The organism is Marinobacter sp. BSs20148 (assembly GCF_000283275.1).
Classification (GTDB): Bacteria; Pseudomonadota; Gammaproteobacteria; order Pseudomonadales; family Oleiphilaceae; genus Marinobacter; species Marinobacter psychrophilus.
In genome coordinates this window covers 1,200,443-1,219,660 of the sequence record NC_018268.1, presented here as the reverse complement: position 1 = coordinate 1,219,660, position 19,218 = coordinate 1,200,443, and the positions used below count along the sequence as shown (strand labels likewise).

Annotated in this window: 18 protein-coding genes; 6 read left to right on the top strand and 12 right to left on the bottom strand. The window is 54.6% G+C overall.

Features of this window, described 5'->3' with window-relative positions; genetic code table 11:
• Window positions 1-71 precede the first annotated feature (71 nt).
• On the top strand, window positions 72-662 hold the full coding sequence (locus MRBBS_RS20340; RefSeq protein WP_014870442.1) for a cold-shock protein: 591 nt from the start codon (window positions 72-74) through the stop codon (window positions 660-662).
• Window positions 663-774: 112 nt separating this feature from the next.
• On the opposite strand, the gene MRBBS_RS05460 is transcribed toward MRBBS_RS20340, so the two are convergent.
• From MRBBS_RS05460 to MRBBS_RS05450, 3 genes are all read right to left on the bottom strand, one after another.
• Complete coding sequence (locus tag MRBBS_RS05460) at window positions 775-1,149, bottom strand: hypothetical protein (RefSeq protein ID WP_014870441.1); 375 nt, start codon at window positions 1,147-1,149, stop codon at window positions 775-777.
• A gap of 62 nt (window positions 1,150-1,211) precedes the next feature.
• A complete protein-coding gene (locus MRBBS_RS05455) occupies window positions 1,212-2,573 on the bottom strand; it encodes a hypothetical protein (RefSeq protein WP_014870440.1) in 1,362 nt (453 codons plus the stop codon).
• A 59-nt stretch (window positions 2,574-2,632) separates the two neighbouring features.
• The gene (locus tag MRBBS_RS05450; RefSeq protein WP_014870439.1) at window positions 2,633-3,073 is read right to left on the bottom strand and encodes a VOC family protein; all 441 of its coding nucleotides are present in this window, start codon (window positions 3,071-3,073) and stop codon (window positions 2,633-2,635) included.
• Window positions 3,074-3,185: 112 nt separating this feature from the next.
• On the opposite strand from MRBBS_RS05450, the gene MRBBS_RS05445 reads away from it, so the two are divergent.
• A complete protein-coding gene (locus MRBBS_RS05445; RefSeq protein WP_014870438.1) occupies window positions 3,186-4,082 on the top strand; it encodes a DUF1853 family protein in 897 nt (298 codons plus the stop codon).
• A gap of 39 nt (window positions 4,083-4,121) precedes the next feature.
• Here the strand turns inward: MRBBS_RS05445 and MRBBS_RS05440 are convergent, their stop codons facing one another.
• The 6 genes from MRBBS_RS05440 to MRBBS_RS19345 form a co-directional block, all read right to left on the bottom strand.
• Window positions 4,122-5,291, bottom strand: coding sequence for a DUF3524 domain-containing protein (locus MRBBS_RS05440; RefSeq protein ID WP_014870437.1), 1,170 nt, complete (start codon window positions 5,289-5,291; stop codon window positions 4,122-4,124).
• Window positions 5,292-5,305: 14 nt separating this feature from the next.
• Complete coding sequence (locus tag MRBBS_RS05435) at window positions 5,306-7,036, bottom strand: sugar phosphorylase (RefSeq protein ID WP_014870436.1); 1,731 nt, start codon at window positions 7,034-7,036, stop codon at window positions 5,306-5,308.
• Window positions 7,033-8,256: a glycosyl transferase gene (locus MRBBS_RS05430; RefSeq protein ID WP_014870435.1), complete on the bottom strand. Its 1,224-nt coding sequence runs from the start codon at window positions 8,254-8,256 to the stop codon at window positions 7,033-7,035. The genes MRBBS_RS05435 and MRBBS_RS05430 overlap by 4 nt, the downstream gene beginning before the upstream one ends.
• 20 nt (window positions 8,257-8,276) lie before the next feature.
• Window positions 8,277-9,092, bottom strand: coding sequence for an HAD-IIB family hydrolase (locus MRBBS_RS05425; RefSeq protein WP_014870434.1), 816 nt, complete (start codon window positions 9,090-9,092; stop codon window positions 8,277-8,279).
• Window positions 9,093-9,454: 362 nt separating this feature from the next.
• The gene (locus MRBBS_RS19615; RefSeq protein WP_187290775.1) at window positions 9,455-9,607 is read right to left on the bottom strand and encodes a hypothetical protein; all 153 of its coding nucleotides are present in this window, start codon (window positions 9,605-9,607) and stop codon (window positions 9,455-9,457) included.
• Window positions 9,600-10,049: a hypothetical protein gene (locus tag MRBBS_RS19345; RefSeq protein ID WP_014870432.1), complete on the bottom strand. Its 450-nt coding sequence runs from the start codon at window positions 10,047-10,049 to the stop codon at window positions 9,600-9,602. The genes MRBBS_RS19615 and MRBBS_RS19345 overlap by 8 nt, the downstream gene beginning before the upstream one ends.
• 329 nt (window positions 10,050-10,378) lie before the next feature.
• Between MRBBS_RS19345 and MRBBS_RS05405 the strand changes: the two genes are divergently transcribed.
• On the top strand, window positions 10,379-11,836 hold the full coding sequence (locus tag MRBBS_RS05405) for a protein adenylyltransferase SelO (protein WP_014870430.1): 1,458 nt from the start codon (window positions 10,379-10,381) through the stop codon (window positions 11,834-11,836).
• 45 nt (window positions 11,837-11,881) lie between these two features.
• On the opposite strand, the gene MRBBS_RS05400 is transcribed toward MRBBS_RS05405, so the two are convergent.
• Entirely contained in the window at window positions 11,882-13,396 is a 1,515-nt protein-coding gene (locus MRBBS_RS05400) for a fumarate hydratase (RefSeq protein WP_014870429.1), read from the bottom strand.
• A 203-nt stretch (window positions 13,397-13,599) separates the two neighbouring features.
• On the opposite strand from MRBBS_RS05400, the gene MRBBS_RS05395 reads away from it, so the two are divergent.
• The gene (locus MRBBS_RS05395) at window positions 13,600-14,373 is read left to right on the top strand and encodes an enoyl-CoA hydratase (RefSeq protein ID WP_014870428.1); all 774 of its coding nucleotides are present in this window, start codon (window positions 13,600-13,602) and stop codon (window positions 14,371-14,373) included.
• A gap of 17 nt (window positions 14,374-14,390) precedes the next feature.
• Here MRBBS_RS05395 and MRBBS_RS05390 read toward each other — a convergent pair whose 3' ends face one another.
• Window positions 14,391-15,275 (bottom strand): hypothetical protein, encoded by an 885-nt coding sequence (locus tag MRBBS_RS05390; protein ID WP_041635094.1) that lies wholly within the window; start codon window positions 15,273-15,275, stop codon window positions 14,391-14,393.
• Entirely contained in the window at window positions 15,256-16,656 is a 1,401-nt protein-coding gene (locus MRBBS_RS05385; RefSeq protein ID WP_041635093.1) for a DNA recombination protein RmuC, read from the bottom strand. The genes MRBBS_RS05390 and MRBBS_RS05385 overlap by 20 nt, the downstream gene beginning before the upstream one ends.
• A gap of 328 nt (window positions 16,657-16,984) precedes the next feature.
• On the opposite strand from MRBBS_RS05385, the gene MRBBS_RS05380 reads away from it, so the two are divergent.
• Together MRBBS_RS05380 and MRBBS_RS05375 are read left to right on the top strand one after the other, a co-directional pair.
• Entirely contained in the window at window positions 16,985-17,704 is a 720-nt protein-coding gene (locus MRBBS_RS05380) for an ATP-dependent zinc protease (RefSeq protein ID WP_014870425.1), read from the top strand.
• A complete protein-coding gene (locus MRBBS_RS05375; protein WP_014870424.1) occupies window positions 17,701-19,218 on the top strand; it encodes an inactive transglutaminase family protein in 1,518 nt (505 codons plus the stop codon). Before MRBBS_RS05380 ends, MRBBS_RS05375 begins: the two co-directional genes overlap by 4 nt.

Genomic DNA, 19,218 nt, shown 5'->3' with positions numbered 1-19,218 from the left:
CGGAAGTGTCATTTTACCCCATATCCGGTTATTTATCGTTAGCGTTATCATTCAGGAGATTTTCAATTCACATGCGTAATCCAGCCAAAGCGATCGTTGCTGCCTTATTGATCGCGATTCCCGCTCCCTTTATTCTCGGCTTTTTGCTGGTTTCCTTTTCCCCGGAGCTGTTCCAGATTCTGTCCCAGTCTGAAACCAGTGCCGTGGCCAACAGCACCCCCTTCGTTCTGGGCAGCGCCCAGGGCATTGCCGCTTACGTGATTGCCGTGGTGATATTTGCCATCGCTGGCTTTATCACCGTTGTGGTCAGCACCAAACGACCGGTCGCTGCGCCCGCTAAAGCCGCTCAACCCCGCGCACCCGCAACGCCTCGTCGTGCCCATGTACCGGCTCAAAAAAGCGGTAACATGCACCACGATGACGATGACGACTTCGACGACAACACCCCTGAGGGCGACGAAGACGGCACCGTTAAATGGTTCAACGTGAAAAAAGGCTTCGGCTTTATTGTTCGCGACAGCGGTGATGAAATCTTTGTTCACTTCCGCGCTATTCGTGGCAGTGGTCGCCGCGTTTTGCGCCAGGGTCAGCTGGTGCGCTTTAGCGTAATTGACGCCGACAAAGGCCTGCAGGCCGATAACGTGTCAATTCTCAGTGAGTAATCTACACCACGTTTTCCTTCGCTGTTAAAACAAAAAAGGGATGGGGCCAAAAGCCCCATCCCTTTTTTCTATTCTTTTACTAATTCGCTCTTCTACTAATTCCGCTTTTCTACTAATTCCATATGGCCGGAAGCTCACCACGCTCATCAATTCGCCACCATCTTTCTTCAGTGGCGTCGTCGCCTTCGGCCCAATTACCCGGGCTGCAACGTAGCTCACCACCGATCGCACGCCAAGCACTGCGAGCGCAATCCAAATCGCTGTTCCAGGGCAGCGATGGCCCCTCAATCACCAGACACGTAAAGCGTTTGCCGCCAGCACCCGGGTAAAGCGACAACGACAGCGTATGACCATCGTAACGGGCGTAACCTTTCACAAAACCGGTTATGACCTCGTCATCCAGCGACACCTGGCCTAATTGGTCAGACAACCAGCGCGATACTGCCCCGGCTTCAAGGTCGCGTATATAAATTTCCAAATCCTGCACCCAAACAATCTCCCAACAATTTTAAAACTGATGACAAGGGTTCAACACCTGCGTCCTTGCGCCTAATGGTGAACAGTGTGAACGCCCGCTGAATTCGCTGCAAGCCGACATTTCAGCTCGGCCTGCAAATCAGCAACGCCCAGCTTTCGCAAGCTTCCGCGCGCATGACGCTGATGCCAGTCGCTTGCTGCGACCTGTTGTTGCCAAACCAGCTTTTCCAGCGTCAGGTCCGGCTCTTCAATACTGCTGTGGCGCGCATGGGCCACCAGGCGCTGACACTCCAGAGTTTGAATTTTTGCTGCTAAAGCGACAGATTCGCTGCTACCACGCAAGGCAAACAGATTCAGGCTCGCAGCCGCGCGCTTAAACCACACCAGCAGCTCGCCCGGACAGCATTCAAACCGGTGGCGCTGCGCAACAGCGAAATCAATCGCCGCAGGCTCCAGCTCTATATTCCACTGGCGCTCTATCGCCGGCTGATGAGCCACCACAATAGCGTAGAGCTGGCCAGCGCCAGAGGGCGGCAGTATCATGCTGGTCAGCGAGCGACCCAGGCACAGCTGTAGTTGATCAATATGCTGCGCCTTGGCTTTTATGCGCTCATCAGCCAGCAGCAACATGGGCCCGCCCCAAGCGGCCAGCACGTCGCCCACGACACTGCCAGGCCGGCCCACCAGCTGCAAAAGATCCTGGGGCGCCAGGCCGTCCATCACCAACAGGGGCCACCCTCCGCAGTGTTGAAGCGAGCGCAGCCTGTGCCGGGCGCCTTCGGCAAGCGTCAGCACGTCTGACTCGCAGCGCAAATTCAGTCGCTTGTAGTCGATACCCAGCAATGGCAATACACTTTCCAGCCAGCAGGTTTTACCACCGCCCCGAGGGCCTTTCACCCACAACAACGTTTCAGGGTTTGTGCTGATTTCTACCGCTACGGTATGGGCGAGCTCAATCCAATCCACCTGTGCCACCACCATGGGCACACCGGCAGAGTTAGACGCTGCCTTCATTGTCAGCTCGTCGACGCTGGGTGGCCAGGCCGACACCCGTTCCAACACCGCAACGTACGCTTTTTCCTGCAAGCGTTCTGTTTTGTGGGCGAGGGTTTGCAGCAGCACAGGCCAGTCTAACCAGGGCGCGTCGTTCAACTCACGCGCTCTGGCAAACCAATGCACAAGCTGGCTAGACAGTAAACCTTCCGCAGACACCCCGGTAACAACCGGCTGTTCGCATTGCACCGTGCGCGTCAACTCGTCAAGGTCGATACTGCAGGTTGTCAAAAAGTGACTGAGGTTGTGGCAACTGTCGAGCAAAGCCAGCAAAAAATCTTCAACGGTAATCGCCGCTCCGCCGCGCTTTAAGACCAGCGCGCGAGCATTCGCCAGCGCATTCTGGCATTGCGGTGCCAGGCATCCTTGCCAATCTTCCATTCTTACTCTCCTTGTATGCCAAGCGCAGGATTCCTTTTCCGCGCTGATTATTGTGCCCCTTACCAGCTACCGCTGTTTTCCATACTGACCCAAGGTTCACGGGGTGCAAGCGCCTCACCCTTCTGCAGCAGCTCAATAGAAATACCGTCGGGCGAGCGCACGAATGCCATATAGCCGTCACGGGGCGGGCGATTAATGGTAACGCCGCCGGCTTGCAGGTGCTCGCACAACTGATAAATGTCGTCGACCCGATAGGCCAGATGACCGAAGTTTCGGCCGCCGCTGTACTCTTCCGGGTCCCAATTATAGGTCAGTTCCAACGACGGTGCGCGATCGGCTTTGACTCGCGCTTCGTCGTCTCGCGAAGCGAGAAATACCAGGGTAAAACGGCCTTTTTCGCTGTCTTTTCGACTGACTTCTTTCATTCCCAGCAAGTCACAGAAAAAATGCAGGGTGTCATCCAGATTGCTCACCCGGATCATGGTGTGAAGGTATTGCATACTTTCTCCCGTTCTTTTTTATCGCTTAACGCAGCAAGTCCTCTCGGTTCGGCGGCCGCCCCGCAGAACACTCGCACCTTTATTACCGAACAGTTTACGGTATTCTGGGCGGATGGATGCAAACCACGTCTTTCCTTTAATCAACCGTTACCGAACGCCGGCCATCAGGCATCTCGCATGGCTGTGCCAAACCCCGCAGCTGATGCGCTCGCCAGTCACCTTTACACCGGCACAGTATCTGCCCTCGAGCTATACCGATATTCTTAAAGCCTGGGATCAGGACACAAAAACAGCACCACCCATACTGTTTGAACCGCCACAGCGCAGATTAGGCTTCTATTTCGAGCGGCTGTATCAGGTTTTGCTCGAAGACTTGCTCGGCTGGCCAATTCTGCTAAAAAACCAGCAGATCCAATCACGCGGGCGCACCATTGGCGAACTGGATTTCGTGGTCGACAACCGGACAAACGACCGCATTGAACACCACGAGATCGCTATCAAGTTCTATCTCGGCGTGTCAGAACTCACGGGCTCAACACTCTGGTACGGCCCCAACGCTCGCGACCGGCTGGACGTGAAAACAACCAGCCTGCTGGAACAACAGAGCCGCCGCACACTGCTACCGGAAACTCTTGCCCTGCTCGCAGAATCCCATATAACAGGCCCGCTGACTCCGCGAATATTTATGCCAGGGTATCTTTTCTATCCAGACGACCAGCTCGTGGTAACCCCGGATTATGTTCCGGCGGACCATTTGCGCGGGCGCTGGATGTACGCCCATGACGCAAGAGCCTTGAACACGTCACACTGGGTTGTACTCAACAAACCTCACTGGATTGGCAACTGGTGTCAAAGCGAACAGCCGGATATCGAACATGTTCTGGAAGCACTGGAACGTGTTGAGAGCAAAGTGGTTCCGCAGCTGTTCGCCATAATGCGGCGAGATCACCAAACGGGAAACTGGATGGAAACAGACCGGGTGTTTGTTGTGCCGGAAACCTGGCCGTGAATGGCGACATTCTCTGGCAAGAGCGCAATATTCACGGCTTCAAAAGAGTGCTTCCAACAGTAACGCCTCATATTTCGGCTTCAATGCACCGAGGCTGAAACGCTGCACACCTGGCACTGTTAATCGGTCACCATGGCCATCCACAGCCTGCTTTTCAATCAACGTCGCTGCATGAGCCGCCTCGGCCGGAATGTCGTCGCCACAGTCCGGATACAAGTATTCCGGTGCAAACAACTCCGGGTAGACTTCCCTTGCCGGCACAATGGGCACACAGCCAACGGCCACCGCCTCAAGCACCGCCAGCCCCTGAAACTCATGTAACGCGGTTGAAAGAATCACGTCCGCACTCCCCAGCCACTCGTAATACTCGCTGCGGCTCGATGCGTACCCAAACTGCACGAGTCGGTGAGCAAACTGCTGTTGAATAGTCGTCATGGCTTCAGGGACTTTGCGGAAACTTTCACCAAGGACACAGACCTGAAAACTCAACGCTCTGCGCTCAAGCTCCTGCAGAATCGCGAGCAGCCGGTCAGGACCCTTGTCGTATTCCCAGCGCGCCGCCCACACAATTCTTAGGGGTAATGCACCAGGCTCGGGCTCAAGGTCATTGCGCCATAAACGCTCGCCCGCCTCAAGGCTCTGGCGTTCCGCTTCACTGAGGAACACAGGGTCGTCGATGGGTACCGGCAGAACCCGGGATTTCGCGGAAATGAGTTCAAGCGTTCCCTCCGGGATACCATCGGGCAATCGCCGGAAGAGTTGCTCAACACCCTCAAGAAAGCTGCGCCGGTTCCAGTCGCTGTTGAACAGCACGGTATCGGCAGCAATAGCGCTGTATAAGTTCACCATTTGAGGATCAATGCTATTGTGCTGGCCATCGGATGCCGGATAGGCAAACTGATTTTCATGCATATAAAGCAACGCTGGCGTATGGGCCAGGTTCGGATGAAAACCCCGAACTGACGCCAAATCAACCATGGACGTCACTAACAGCAGGTCCCAATGCTCCTTCAACAGCGGCTCGCTCAGCCAGGTCAGCGCGTTACCTCGAATCCGCCAGCGGAAAAATCTCGGCGACAGGGCAAGCACATGCCATTCAAATTCCGGCTGGCTAAGCACCAACTGCTCTCGCCAGCGACGATGGCTGCCTGCGTCATAAGCCGAAAGCAGGAGTATTCTGGGTTGTCGAAGGGCAAGCGTTTTGGGCATGAAGGCATTCTGCCCTACTCGCGATTAGACAACCAGACACTCTGATAGGGCTTCAGTGTGATACTGCCCGACAGGTTCTCTATGGGCATACCCGAGATCAAGTCAAACCAATAATCTGTGCCAATCAGGTTGATATCACTAAGCGCCACCTGCTGTATCTCGTCACTGATATTGTGAATGCAGAAAATAGACTGATCCCGCCGCATACTTTGGCGCCAGAAGCCGAACAGCTTTAGCCCAAGGTGCAAGGTAAACTGGGTCGCATTGGGATGAAACGCCGCTTGCCCACGGCGGATCGCAATCAGGCGTTTCAGTTCGTGACAGACTTTGCTGTGGTGGCTCAGCGGGTTATCCAGCTCCCGTTCCAGATCGCCAAGCTGCCACTGGCTGCGATTGATGGAACGCAAACGGCTGGTATGCTCAACCCGCGCGGTATCGTTTTCCGTTGCCAGCAAACTGTGTATGTAAAAAGCGGGTATCCCCTCCAAAGCGAGCATCACCGTGTGCGCACACATAAATCTCTGTAGCTGCCAATGGTCTGCACCGTTCCCGGCGGTGCCCTTTAACGCATCATACAGGGCAATGTTCACTTCGTAGGGCTGATCCCGGCCGTCGGGCGTGCGCCGGTAAGACACCTTCCCGCCGAACGAGCTCATGGTATTGATAAACCGTTGCCTTTCCTCCTCGGTCAGCAAGCCGTCTGTGGGGCGCATGCCAATCCCGTCGTGAGACGCAATGAAATTGAGGTAGGTGGTGCCCATCTGCGCCGGCGGCATGCTCATCAGCCAGGTTTTCAGATGTTTGCAGTCACCTGTTACCAGCGTATTGATCAGTAGCGGCGGTAAAGAAAAATTATAGATTGCATGGGCTTCGTTGGCGTTGCCGAAATAGGTGAGATTCTCGCGATTGGGCACATTGGTTTCCGTAATCACCACCGCATCCGGGCTATGGTGCTCCATCAGCAGACGCAAAATCCTGATCAGTTCGTGGGTCTGTTGCAGGTGAATGCAGGACGTACCGGGCTCTTTCCACAGGAAAGCGACGGCGTCCAGCCGAAAGATAACAACGCCGCGTTCAAGGTAATAACGGATAATGGTCGCAAACTCAATCAGAACCTGCGGGTTGGCAAAGTTAAGGTCGACCTGATCCTCGCTAAAAGTGCACCACACATAACGCTCACCATCGTCTGTCTGAACCGGCGTGAGTACCGGTGATGTGCGCGGCCTGACCACGGCGCTCAAATCGTCGCCGGGGTTTCCCTCAAAAAAATAGTCTTTACCAGGGTCTATTCGCTTACGGAAATTTTCAAACCAACGACTGCGGGCTGACATATGGTTGACCACCAGGTCTGCCATCAGTTTGAAGTCTTGTGCGATGGCCTCAATGTCCTCCCACCCACCGTGGGACTCGTTGACCGCAAGGTAATCCATTACCGAGAAACCGTCATCGGAGCTGTAAGGAAAGAAGGGCAGGATATGGACGGCGGACACGCTGTCAGCAAAGTGTCGATTCAGGAACTGGTGCAAGGTCGCTAACGGTTTCTCCTCTCCCTGCTGCACGGTATCTGCATAGGTAATAAGCACCACATCCGATTCACTCCAGTGGCTCTGGTGCGCCGGCGGCGGAGGCTGGCCTGGACGCAACCCCATCGTTTTCAGTAGCCGCTCAGCAAGAAAGTCACAATCCAGCGCCGGATAAACAGCCTCAAGCATGCTAACCAGCTTGGATTTCAACACCTGGCTCATGCCCGATACTCCTCATTGTCCAGATCCACGGCCTCGAGCAGCTGCTCTTTGATGTCGGGAATGGCACTGGTGACCCGGTTCCAGCTCGGAATAAACGGGGTATCCATAGGATTATCCAAAAAATAGGCGCCAGCGTGCATCACGTTTTGAGCAAACAGCTCAACAGCTTTCTCTTCCTTGTGGCGGTCAAACGTCAAGCCGTTGATGATCGCGTCGTTCTGGTAGGTCTCCACAAAATCCAGCGCAATGCGGAAATAGCTTGCTTTGATGGTGCGGAATTTCTCACTGGAAAAAATTTCGCCGTTGGTGGCTAACTTGCGGAACAGCGCCTTGGCGATGTCGATGCTCATTTTGGACAAGCCGGCACTGGCGTCTTCCGGTGAGAGTTCCTGATGCTTATGATCGTACACATCCGCAATATCCACCTGACACAACCGGTTGGTGGCGTAATTCCGCTTCATTTCCGATAGCACGCCAATCTCCAGCCCCCAGTCGCTTGGAATTCGAAGGTCGTTGATCACATCGGTACGGAATGAAAATTCCCCAGCCAGTGGGTAACGGTAACTGTCCAGATAATCCAGAAATTCATTCGGGCCACACACTTTCTTCAGTGCACGGATCAGCGGGGTCACCAGCAAACGGCTCACTCGCCCGTTCATCTTGCCGTCTGCGACTCGTGCGTAATAGCCTTTGCAGAACATATAATTAAAGCCAGGGTTGGCCACCGGGTAAATCAGGCGCGCCACCAGATCCCGCGAATACGTCAGAATGTCACAATCGTGCAGCGCGACCGACTCACTCACTCCGGAAGCCAACACATAACCGAAGCAATACCAGACATTGCGGCCCTTACCCATTTCCGTCGGCGCCAAACCCTGTTCACTAAGCTTCAGATCAATAGCACGAAGGCGCGGGCCATCGTTCCACAACACTTTAAAATTCTGTGGCAGGTCAGAAAAGTACTCAAGAGCGTGGCGGTACTGTTTTTCATTGGCCCGATCCAGGCCGATAACGATCTGGTCCAGGTAGGGAACCTTGGTGAGTTCGTGCACAATGTTCTTTAACGCCGGCCCTTCCAATTCGGAATACAGCGACGGCAACACCAGCGACATGGGTCGGGACTTGCGAAAAGTCATCAGCTCGGCTTCCAGATCTTCTACCGGCCGGCGAACAAGATTATGCAGCGTGGTGATAATGCCGTTCTGATAAAAGTCACCCATGGCAAACCTCCTTTGCAGTGCTAGTATCCGTACTCAAACAGCAGATTGAGTACGCACTCGTTCCAACCCTCAGGGCCGGGCTTGAGGGAGCGCATCGCATGCTTTTCGGAAGGCAACTGCACCTCGTCGCTATTTACCCCGCGAATGACAACCGGGATGTCTGCGGCCTCCAGCATTTGCTGATCGTTGGGGCTGTCGCCCAAGGCAATGGCCGTTATTGGCTGGTCACCATACTGCTTCTGGTATTGCTCTCTGTATTTATCCAGCAAAAAACGGGCCCCATCGGCTTTATCAAAAATGCCCATGGCATGATAGAACCGACCGCCTTTTACCAGGCGCAGGTTTTCAGCACGTAAGGCTGCATCAAAACGTAACCGTTCGTCTTCGCTGCCTTCCCACAGCAGCGGCTCGGTTCCTTCGCGCTCCCTGGCCCGTGCGGCTGAAGCAGGGTCCAGCCCCGTTAATTGCGCGAGCTCGTCATCCGACATATCCGAAAAACTCCGAAAATGTGCGCCACCGGTCCTTTGCCCGGCCAGTACCTTTAAAACCTCTGCTCTGGATGCCCCAAAACGGACGATTTTCTCACTGTGGTTTCCGAAAGTATCCGCAGGAATAACGACGACCGCACCGTTTTCAACGACGAAAGGGTCGGTGTTTTCCAGTTGCTGACGTATTTCACGGATTTCCGCAGCGGTTTTGCTGGAGTTCAGTATCAGTGGGATACCCGCCGCTGCGACACGCTTCAACGCTGGCAGTGCCTGCTGCCAGCAATGGCGGTCATAGTTGAGCAGGGTTCCATCAAGATCAGAAAATATAATCAGTCGCGGCCTGGTCACGGCAGACTCCTTGGGCGTTAAGCCTAAAAGTGAGGGCGACGCCCTCATTCAGTGCGCGCCCGTTAAAAACGGGCCATTTTCGTGTGTTCCGATGAGCCGCTCCCGCTCGATCAGCGAATCCACGGATGACTTAAGTATAATGACAGGCCCGTTCAGATTCCTGCCGTTGATAATGCGGCAAATAGACAGTTTGGTCTTGCAGAATTCATGCCATACGGGCTGTGTACCAGGTAAGCGGCCATATTGAATATCGCCCAAGCTAAAGCAGTCAGCGCAACAAAGAGGTTGATGCATAACAGGAAAGGCGGGGAAGGCAGGTCGCATCCATTGCTTCAGTCATCATGTTCTCCCTGAACATTGATTTAAGTTTCTTCGCTCATTTGAGCAAAGATTTCGATAATGGGCCTTTGAGGGTTGGCCTGTTGCAGTTGCAGCACCCGCCTGCTTTGACGTTTCAGCTCGTCACTGGGCTTTGCCCACTGCTCTTCAGGCTGTGGTTCAGACCACTCAGACATTGCTTTGGGAAGCGTCTTTTTGCTCATGCGCTTGATCTTTTTCACCTCCGACTCCACCAGGCGGTTTGGAATCGTCCAGTACTTGTGATTTTCTCTGCGCCGTCCACGCAATCTCAGAAAAAGCGACGTACAGCGTGTGTGAGGTCGGGTACTCCAGCTTGCCGCCGTTTTGTCCGGTCAGTTCACCATCTTTATGCAGATACTCGTGGAGCTTCTCCCTATTTGTATCTCCACCGGCATCCAATACATAAATATGACCACTTTTCAGAAGGCGATAACCAACCGGGCGGGAGATCAGCACGAAGGGGTAGTCTGGACCGGCATCGACAGGTGCGACTTCTACCCTGCCGTAGCGAATAGGCAGCAGGTGAACGGACTGTAGTAAGCGGCAAGAAGCCGGTTCATCCTTGATCCATCGGAAATGCGGGTTCAGTGGCGGCATTGCCGCCGGCCAGGTTGGGCAATGCTGCGAACAGAAACTGCACGGCGTCTCGCAAACTATTGCACTCATTGTCGAGTGCCTCATCCACTGTTTTTCGAAGTGCTGGGGGCGCTGATCGGCTGGTCGCCGGCCCATTGGTAAATTTGTTTGCCAAGCTGTGGAATAGCGACGCCATCCAGAATAAGTCCGACAGCGGAAGGGTCAGGCCAGGGTGAGTGGTCAAGATGAAGGGTTTAAGCGCACTGGCAGACGCGTTAAGATTTCTGTCGTTGATAAATGGGTTACTAAAAAATTCAGCAGAGTTTATGCCATACGGGAGTAGAGGTTTTATGAGCAGCAACGGTTTTCGCGTAGAGCATCGTTACCTGGAACTCCCGGAGAGCTTCTTCACCCGTGTGCAGCCCAGCCCGCTTAAAGACGCAAAGATGGTGTGTTTTAACCACGACTTGGCGCGAGAACTGGGTTTTCACAGTGACAACCCTGCCCAGTGGGAAAAAATCGGTGGTGGCGCAGAGCTGCTGGAAGGCATGGAACCGGTCGCCATGAAGTACACCGGCCACCAGTTCGGCATGTACAACCCGGACCTGGGCGACGGCCGCGGGCTGTTGCTGTGGGAAACCGTCGCGCCAAACGGCCAGCGCTGGGACTGGCATCTGAAAGGCGCAGGCATGACGCCCTACTCTCGTTCTGGAGATGGCCGCGCGGTGCTGCGATCTACCATTCGCGAGTACCTGTGCAGCGAAGCCATGCACGGGCTGGGCATTCCCACCACCCGCGCCCTGTTTATGGTTAAAGCCAAAGACCCGATACGCCGCGAATCCATTGAAACCGCCGCCGCGCTTATGCGAGTAGCCCACAGCCACATCCGCTTTGGCCACTTCGAATTCGCCGCTCATCACCAGGGCCCCGACACCGTCAAAACGCTTCTGGAGCACGTAATATCGCTGTATTTCCCGGAGCTGATCACACTTCCTGAACTCCAGCGCCATCAGCGCTGGTTCGAAGCCGTGGTCGGCCGCACCGCGCGGCTGATCGCCGACTGGCAAACCGTGGGCTTCTGCCACGGTGTTATGAACAGCGATAACATGTCGATTATTGGCGACACCTTCGATTACGGCCCCTACGCCTTTATGGACGATTTTGACGCCGGCTACATCTGCAATCACACCGACGAGCGCGGTCGCTACGCCTACAACCGCCAGCCACAGATGGGTTTCGAAAACTGCCATTACTTGGCGCGAGCATTACTGCCGGTAATGGGTGAAGACACCGTACACGAAGGCTTGAAACACTATGAAAGCGCCTACAACACGCGTTTTTTGCAGAACATGCGGAACAAGCTCGGCCTGCAGCAGGACGATGACAGCGACATGCATCTGATTATGGACACTTTTAGCATGCTGCACGAACAGAAGGTTGACTTCACCCGCTTCTTCCGCGGCCTGTCGACGCTGTATGGCCGCGGCCACGGGCCAGTGCGCGACTTGTTTACCGACCGCGCCATTGCGGATGCCTGGCTTGGCCGTTACGAACAAAGGCTGGAGCAGGAAACTCAGGCTCACGATGCCCGGGAATACGCCATGGGCCGGGTAAACCCGAAATACATTTTGCGTAATTATTTGGCCCAGCAGGTGATTCTGGAGGCGCAAAACGGGGATTACCAGCCGCTGGAGCAGCTGCTGACGGTGCTAAAAAAACCGTTTGACGAACAAACCCAGTACGAAGAACGCTACGCTGCCCTGCCCCCAGACTGGGGCAAGGGCATGGGCATCAGCTGTTCCAGCTGAGCGCTTGGTGAAGGGGACAGATTTCAAATCTGTCCCCGATTAGATTTAAACAGCTTTGGCAGCGATGATTTTCTTATGCCACTCAGCCGGTCCTGTTTGGTGCACGGAAGATCCGCGGGAATCCACCGCAACCGTCACCGGCATGTCTTCCACGTCGAACTCGTAAATGGCTTCCATACCCAGTTCCGGGAAGGCCACCACTTCAGCGTGTTTGATGGCTTTTGACACCAGATACGCTGCTCCGCCTACCGCCATCAGGTAAACCGCACCGAATTCGCGAATGGCGTCAATGCCCGCCTGGCCACGTTCGGCCTTGCCAATCATGCCGGTCAGACCGGTTTTTTCCAGCATGGTGTGGGTGAACTTGTCCATGCGGGTTGCAGTGGTGGGGCCTGCGGGGCCGACCACTTCTTCGCGCACCGGGTCCACCGGGCCGACGTAGTAAATAAAACGCCCTTTCATGTCCACCGGCAGCTCTTCACCGTTGTTGATCATGTCCACCATTTTTTTGTGGGCAGCGTCACGGCCGGTCAGCATCTTACCCGACAGCAACACAGTTTCACCCGGCTGCCAGTCCTTTACGTCTTCCGGAGTAACCGTGTTCAGGTTCACCCGACGCACGTTCTCGCCCACTTCCCAGGTAATTTCCGGCCAGTCATCCAGGCTCGGCGGAGTTTGCAGTGACGGGCCACTGCCATCCAGCACAAAGTGCGCATGGCGGGTGGCTGCGCAGTTGGGAATAATCGCCACCGGCTTGTTAGCCGCGTGAGTGGGGAAATCTTTCACTTTCACATCCAGCACTGTGGTCAGGCCGCCCAGGCCTTGGGCACCAATGCCCAGTTCGTTTACTTTTTCGAACAGCTCCAGGCGAAGCTCTTCAGCGCGATTTGATGCACCGCGGGCTTTAAGTTCTTGAATATCAATAGGCTCCAACAGCGCTTCTTTGGCGATTGCCATGGCTTTTTCAGCGGTGCCGCCAATACCGATACCCAACATGCCAGGCGGGCACCAACCTGCGCCCATTTGCGGGATCATCTTCAGCACCCAGTCCACCACCGAATCTGACGGGTTCAGCATGGCAAACTTAGACTTGGCCTCAGAACCACCGCCCTTGGCCGCCACGTGAATGTCTACGGTATGGCCCGGCACAATTTTGTAATGAATGATGGCAGGCGTGTTGTCTTTTGTGTTCTCACGCTTGCCGTCCGGATCTGCCAATATCGACGCCCGCAGCATGTTGTCCGGATGGGTGTAAGCGCGACGCACGCCTTCGTTGATGACATCGTCCAGCGAGGTTTCAAAATCCCACTTCACGTTCATGCCAACATTCACGAACACCGTCACAATACCGGTATCCTGGCAGATCGGGCGGTGGCCTTCGGCACACATCCGCGAGTTAATCAGAATCTGCGCCATAGCGTCTTTAGCCGCTTGAGATTCTTCTTTTTTATAAGCCTCGTACACTGCCTGAATAAAATCCTTTGGGTGATAGTAGGAAATAAACTGCAGCGCGTCGGCTACACTTTCAATCAGGTCTTCCTGGCGGATCAGGGTGGTCATAGTCGCCTCATCAACGGTCGTTTTAAGAATATATTGGCAAATCAGAGGGCAAAGTTTACCAGAAATTCATCCGTGCGCGGGATGCGACTGCAGGCCAATTCGCTGTGCTTGCTGATGACTCAAAAGCGTTAAAATTGGTGAAGAATGCGATGAAAAGCGGTTAAGATGCATTGCAAACTAACAAAGAAGTATTGGGAGACACCGTGACAGACCGTATTCTGACCGAGAAAAAGGACCAAGTTTTAATCGTTCGCCTAAATCGCCCGGAGCGCAAGAACGCCCTTACCCAAGCTATGTACACCAGCATGGCCGACGCAATCGATCAGGCCGAAGCCGACAAGGACATTCGCTGCATTCTGTTTACCGGCAGTAATGAGTGCTTCACCGCCGGTAACGATCTTAACGATTTCACCAAAGGCTTACCTGGTGATTTCCGCGAGACTCCGGTAGGCCGTTTCCTGTTTGTGCTGGTTAACGCTACCAAACCGGTGGTTGTGGCGGTTAACGGGCCGGCAATAGGCATTGGCACCACTATGCTGCTGCACTGCGATATGGTCATGGCAGGCACCAACGCCGCTTTCCAAATGCCATTTGCCAGCCTTGGCCTGTGTCCCGAAGGTGGCTCCAGCCTTTTACTGCCGATGTGGATTGGCCGTGTGCGGGCTGCTGAACTGCTGATGCTAGGTGGTCGTTTTAGTGCAGAAGAGGCTTTACGCCTGGGCATCATCAATCGCGTGTGCGAACCTGATGACACGGAAGTCGCAGCTTGGGAGGCCTGTCAGAAACTGGCTGCACAAGCACCAGCGGCTATTCGCGCGACCAAAGAACTGCTAAAACGGCCGAACAAGGAAGCTCTGGAAGAAACTATGCGGGTAGAAGGCGCGCTGTTCGGTGAACGCCTGAAATCGCCGGAGGCAGCCGAATCCTTTCGTGCTTTTGTCGAAAAGCGTAAACCAGACTTCTCACGCTTTAGCTGAGTCTGCTAAAACAGCACTTAACTGGACACAGGTGGCAAGGCCACCTGCTTACCAGCGGCCTGCAGGTTGCGAATGAGACGCCCCAGCGTGCGAGCAATGTCTTCTGCCTGGCCTTGGTTAACGCCTAACTGAAACAACCGCGAACCATCTCTGGGGTCATACACCCAGCAAGTGGCCAGGCTTGGTTCGCAATCCCATTTGACCAACGGGCTAATGCCGTAAACGTCAATCTGTTGGCTTTTGCGCAGCATGGTGCCTTGCTGACGGGTAGTCTGCTGAATCAGCAGGCTGCTGTTGCGCTTTTCAACCTGGTAGCGGATGTCTGCTGGTTGGTCTAACTGCACAATAGCTCTGTCTTCACGCCAACCTGACAACTGCAACACACTGTTCAGATGCATCAATAACGCCTGCTCCTCGCTGTCTGCCAAATACAGTTTTTTCAGATCAGCCGCACTTTGCCCTCCAGCGGCTTCAATGATGGCTATTCGCGGCTGCAACGGTGTTGCCGGATTTTTGGTCACCGCTGCCAAGGCACGGTCTTTGCGCCTTTTTTCTATCTCAGTAATGCGCTCCAGCGCTTGTTCGTAGTACTGGCCCTCTTTGCCTGCACGAGTGACATACACCTCAAGCGAGGCTTGAGCCTCGTTTAACAGATCCGACTTTTGCATCACTCGGCCGCGGTAAAAATAAAAATCCACCGGACGCTCGCCGTCTAGCTGTTGTAAACGCCCCAGGTATTCGCTGGCGTCGTCCCAGTTCTCAGCCGCCAGTGCTTGCTCGGTTGCCAGCATCAAGCGGCGAATTTCGTGTTCCACGGGCAGCGCCATAGCACTGCCCGCGTACAACACGGCACACACGAGCAACGCCCGGCAACCAAAAAATTTAAATGGTGTTGCTGCCATAACTGTTTTCCTCAATGGATTCGCCGGCGCCCGGCTCAGTGTTCCCTGACGTATCAGAGACGCCCTTGTGACTGTCAAGGGCAGACTCCGAGTCAAAGGCAGAATCAGAGCCAGCTTCAGGGTCGACTTCGGCCTGTTCGGTGACGGCCTTGGGCAGTTCTTTTTTCACCCGTACTCCCAATTCCACAAAGCGGTTGGCTTGCGAAATCAGGTTACCGCGGCCGCGGGTCAGGGTATTCATCGCACTGTCGTAGCTGCCCTGAGCGGTGTGCAACTGGCCACCAAGGCGCTCCATAGCTTCTACAAATACCCGCAATTTATCGTAAACTGCGCTGGCTCGTTCCGCAATCAATCGGGCGTTCTGGCTCTGGCGCTCGTATCGCCAGATGTTTTCGATGGTGCGCAGGGTGGCCAGCAAGGTGGTGGGCGTCACCACAATAATCTTACGCTCAAAGGCTTCTGAAAACAGACTGTCGTCGTGCTGGAAAGCTGCCACAAAAGCCGGTTCAATAGGCATGAACAGCAGCACAAAATCCGGTGAACGCAAACCGTTGAGCTGGCTGTAATCTTTATCGCTCAGGCTACGAATGTGATTGCGTACGGCGTCCATATGCTGCTTTAGCGCCGCATCACGGGCGCTGCCTTCGTCGCTGATGACCCACTGTTGGTACGCCACCAGCGACACCTTGGAATCTACTACCAGGTTGCGGTTATCCGGTAGGTGCACCACCACGTCTGGCCGCAGCAGCTGGTTATCGCTGTCGCGGTAGCTGCCCTGGGTTTCGTATTCAATACCTTTGCGCAACCCGGACCTTTCCAACACCCGCTCCAGAATCAACTCGCCCCAGTTACCCTGTATTTTTTTATCGCCTTTTAACGCTCGGGTCAGATTAGAGGCTTCTTCAGTAATCTGCCGATTGAGTTCCTGCAACGATTTTATTTCGCTGCGCAGAGCCTGGCGGTCGCGGGTTTCGTTGGTGTGTACCGTTTCAACACGCTGTCGAAAATCGCTGAGTTGATCACGAAACGGTTTTAGCAGCGTATCCATACTGCTCTTGCTCTGCTGACTGAAGCGCTCGCTTTTCTGATCGAATATACGGTTCGCCAAATTCTCGAATTCATGTTTTAGCGCATCGCGATTGTGCTCCAGAAGCGCCAGCTTCTCTGCCGCCGACTGGCGCTCATGGGCTAGCATTATCTGCTGCTCTCTTAGTGCCAGTTTCAGATCGTTGTACTCGGCCAGCAAGCGACGGTTATTTTGCCCTGCACGCTGCAGCAATCCGGCTAATATCAATACCAGAATAGAAATCGCCGCCATCAGCGAGAGCACAAGCACGGGTTGGTCAGCCACCCATTGGCTGAAGGTTTCAAGCACGGGCATTTACTCCTGCGGTATAACCATTAGAACAGTTCACTGACAAGCTTAACCTATTCATTTGCCATTGTTGCTGACGGGATACACGTCGCCTTAATCATCTGTAAACAAATCGCTACCGAGAGTTGCTGTATACTGGCCCCAAACACCATCACACAGTCGTTTCGTGCCGCTGACCTGTCAGTTCGGGCACTTTTTTTGTCATTTTCCTCGGGGGTAGTTCATGGGTTTCAAGGGTTTCATAGGGTCAAAGCCTAGTGGTAATGTCCACTTGGCGCTGCCACTGTTAGTTATACTAACGGGCCTCGCCGGCTGTTCGGCAGATCAGTACTTTATGGTACCCAAATCCAATCTGGAAACCGTGAACACCTCGGTGCAAAGCCAGCGGGCGACGCTGGTCACCATGGAAAACAACGCAAAGGTACGCTTCGAGCAAGCAATCAACGATCAAACTGCGTCCACCGAAACCATTCTGCAAGCCATAAGTGCCCAAGTTAAAGCACCAGAATGCCCCCCCGTGCCGAAACAGCAGGTTTGCCCTGCGGCCACCGCAGCCAAGGCCGTGGCCAGTCAGCTCAAAGGCAAGCTCATTGTCGGCGAAGTTGAAAAGCTCTTTCTGACCGCCGCAGAAACTGTTTACGACGCCCGGGTCGACAGCGGCGCCGAAACCTCTTCTATTGATGCGCGAAATATTGTGAAGTTCGAGCGTGACGGCAGCAACTGGGTCCGTTTCGATGTGCCCGTACCCGGCAGTGAAGGGCTGCTGACCCTGGAAAAAGAAGTCTCGCGACGGGTAAAAATTCTTCAATCAAACGTCGACGACCCTGAACGCCGGGTAGTGGTGGAATTGCAATTTGTTATAGGCAACCATACGCAAGTGGCCGAATTCACCCTGACCGACCGTTCGCATCTTACCCATCAGGTGCTGATTGGCCGCAACGTGCTGCGCGATGTGATGCTGATTGATGTTGGCAAAGAGTTTGCAACCGAACTGCCCGACACCATGATCAACGGCAACAGCGGCTACCCCGATGCTATCAGAGACACGCTATGAGCACCCGATCGCGCACACCCTTTTACATCGCGATTTTTCTGATTATTGCCACTGGCATTTCCCTCGCCGTATGGCGCCACATTGAACTGGGAATTCCTTGGCTGACCGGCGAACAACGGCCGGTATGGATGGTAGAAGCGCGGGTGGATTTTGACGCCACAGGCGGCTCTGTGACGGCTGCACTGAACGTGCCCGATCAGCCCCCGGGTTTCCATACCTTGAGCGAACTAGCAGCTTCCCCTGGCTACGGTTTTTCTATTCTGGAGCAAGCTGGCATGCGCCGCGCCGAGTGGACCAAGCGCGATGTTACCGGTCCACAAACGCTGTATTACAAAGTCCAGTTGATACCAGACCCAGACGTTCGCAGCGTGCCCGCCAAAGTAAAACCCGTAGCGCGCACCGTGTTTTGGGCAGAACCCGAAGCCACCGCTGTTCGGGAAATACTGGAGCAAGCCAAGCAACGCTCCAGTAACCCACAAAGCATGACCCGCGAACTGATCCGGCTGATGCAACCAGATACCGGTGCCCAGAACACCATCCTTTTAACGGCCGGCGAAAATTATCTCGACCTACTGGTCGATATGCTGAATTTCTCTGGCATACCCGCTCGCGCCGCCGATGGCCTGAAGCTGGAAGACGCTCGCCGGCGCCAGCCGCTGCTGGCGTTCCTGCAAATTTACACCGGCGAAGAATGGCTGACCTTTGACCCCCGCACCGCTGAACAGGGCGTGCCGGAAGACCTGTTGTTGTGGCGCCAGGGATCCGCGTCGCTGTTGGACGTGGTGGGCGGCGCTAACTCCGAGATCAGCTTCTCTATGCTGCGCCAGACCATTCCCGCCATTCAGCTGGCAGCCATGCAATCTGAAGAGACCGGCCTCGGCTTTCTGAGTTTTTACGAACTACCGATTGAAGAACAGGGCATGTTCCGCATGCTGCTGTTATTGCCTTTGGGGGCACTGGTGGTGGCCTTCATGCGCATGTTGATCGGTATTCGCACTTCCGGCACCTTCATGCCAGTACTGATTGCGGTAGCGTTTGTGCAGACCACTTTGATACCCGGGCTGGTGGCATTTTTGTCGGTGGTCGCCATTGGCTTGTTAATGCGCAGCTACCTTTCCAGCCTGAACCTGCTGCTGGTTTCACGGATCTCGGCGTTGATCATCCTGGTGATATTCATTACCGCCGGTTTGAGCGTTGTCGGTTATCAGATGGGCTTTAATACCGGCATGACGGTGACCTTCTTCCCCATGGTTATTATCGCCTGGACCATTGAGCGGATGTCGATTTTGTGGGAGGAGGAAGGCGCACGGGAAGTCATAAGGCAAGGCACAGGAAGTCTGTTTGTCGCCATTTGCGCTTACCTGCTGATGAGCGCACCGCTGGCTGGACACTTGACCTTCAACTTCCCCGAATTACACCTGGTTATTCTGGGCCTGATTCTGCTGATGGGTAATTACACCGGCTACAAACTCAGCGAACTGCGCCGTTTCACACCGATGAAGGTGTACGACTAA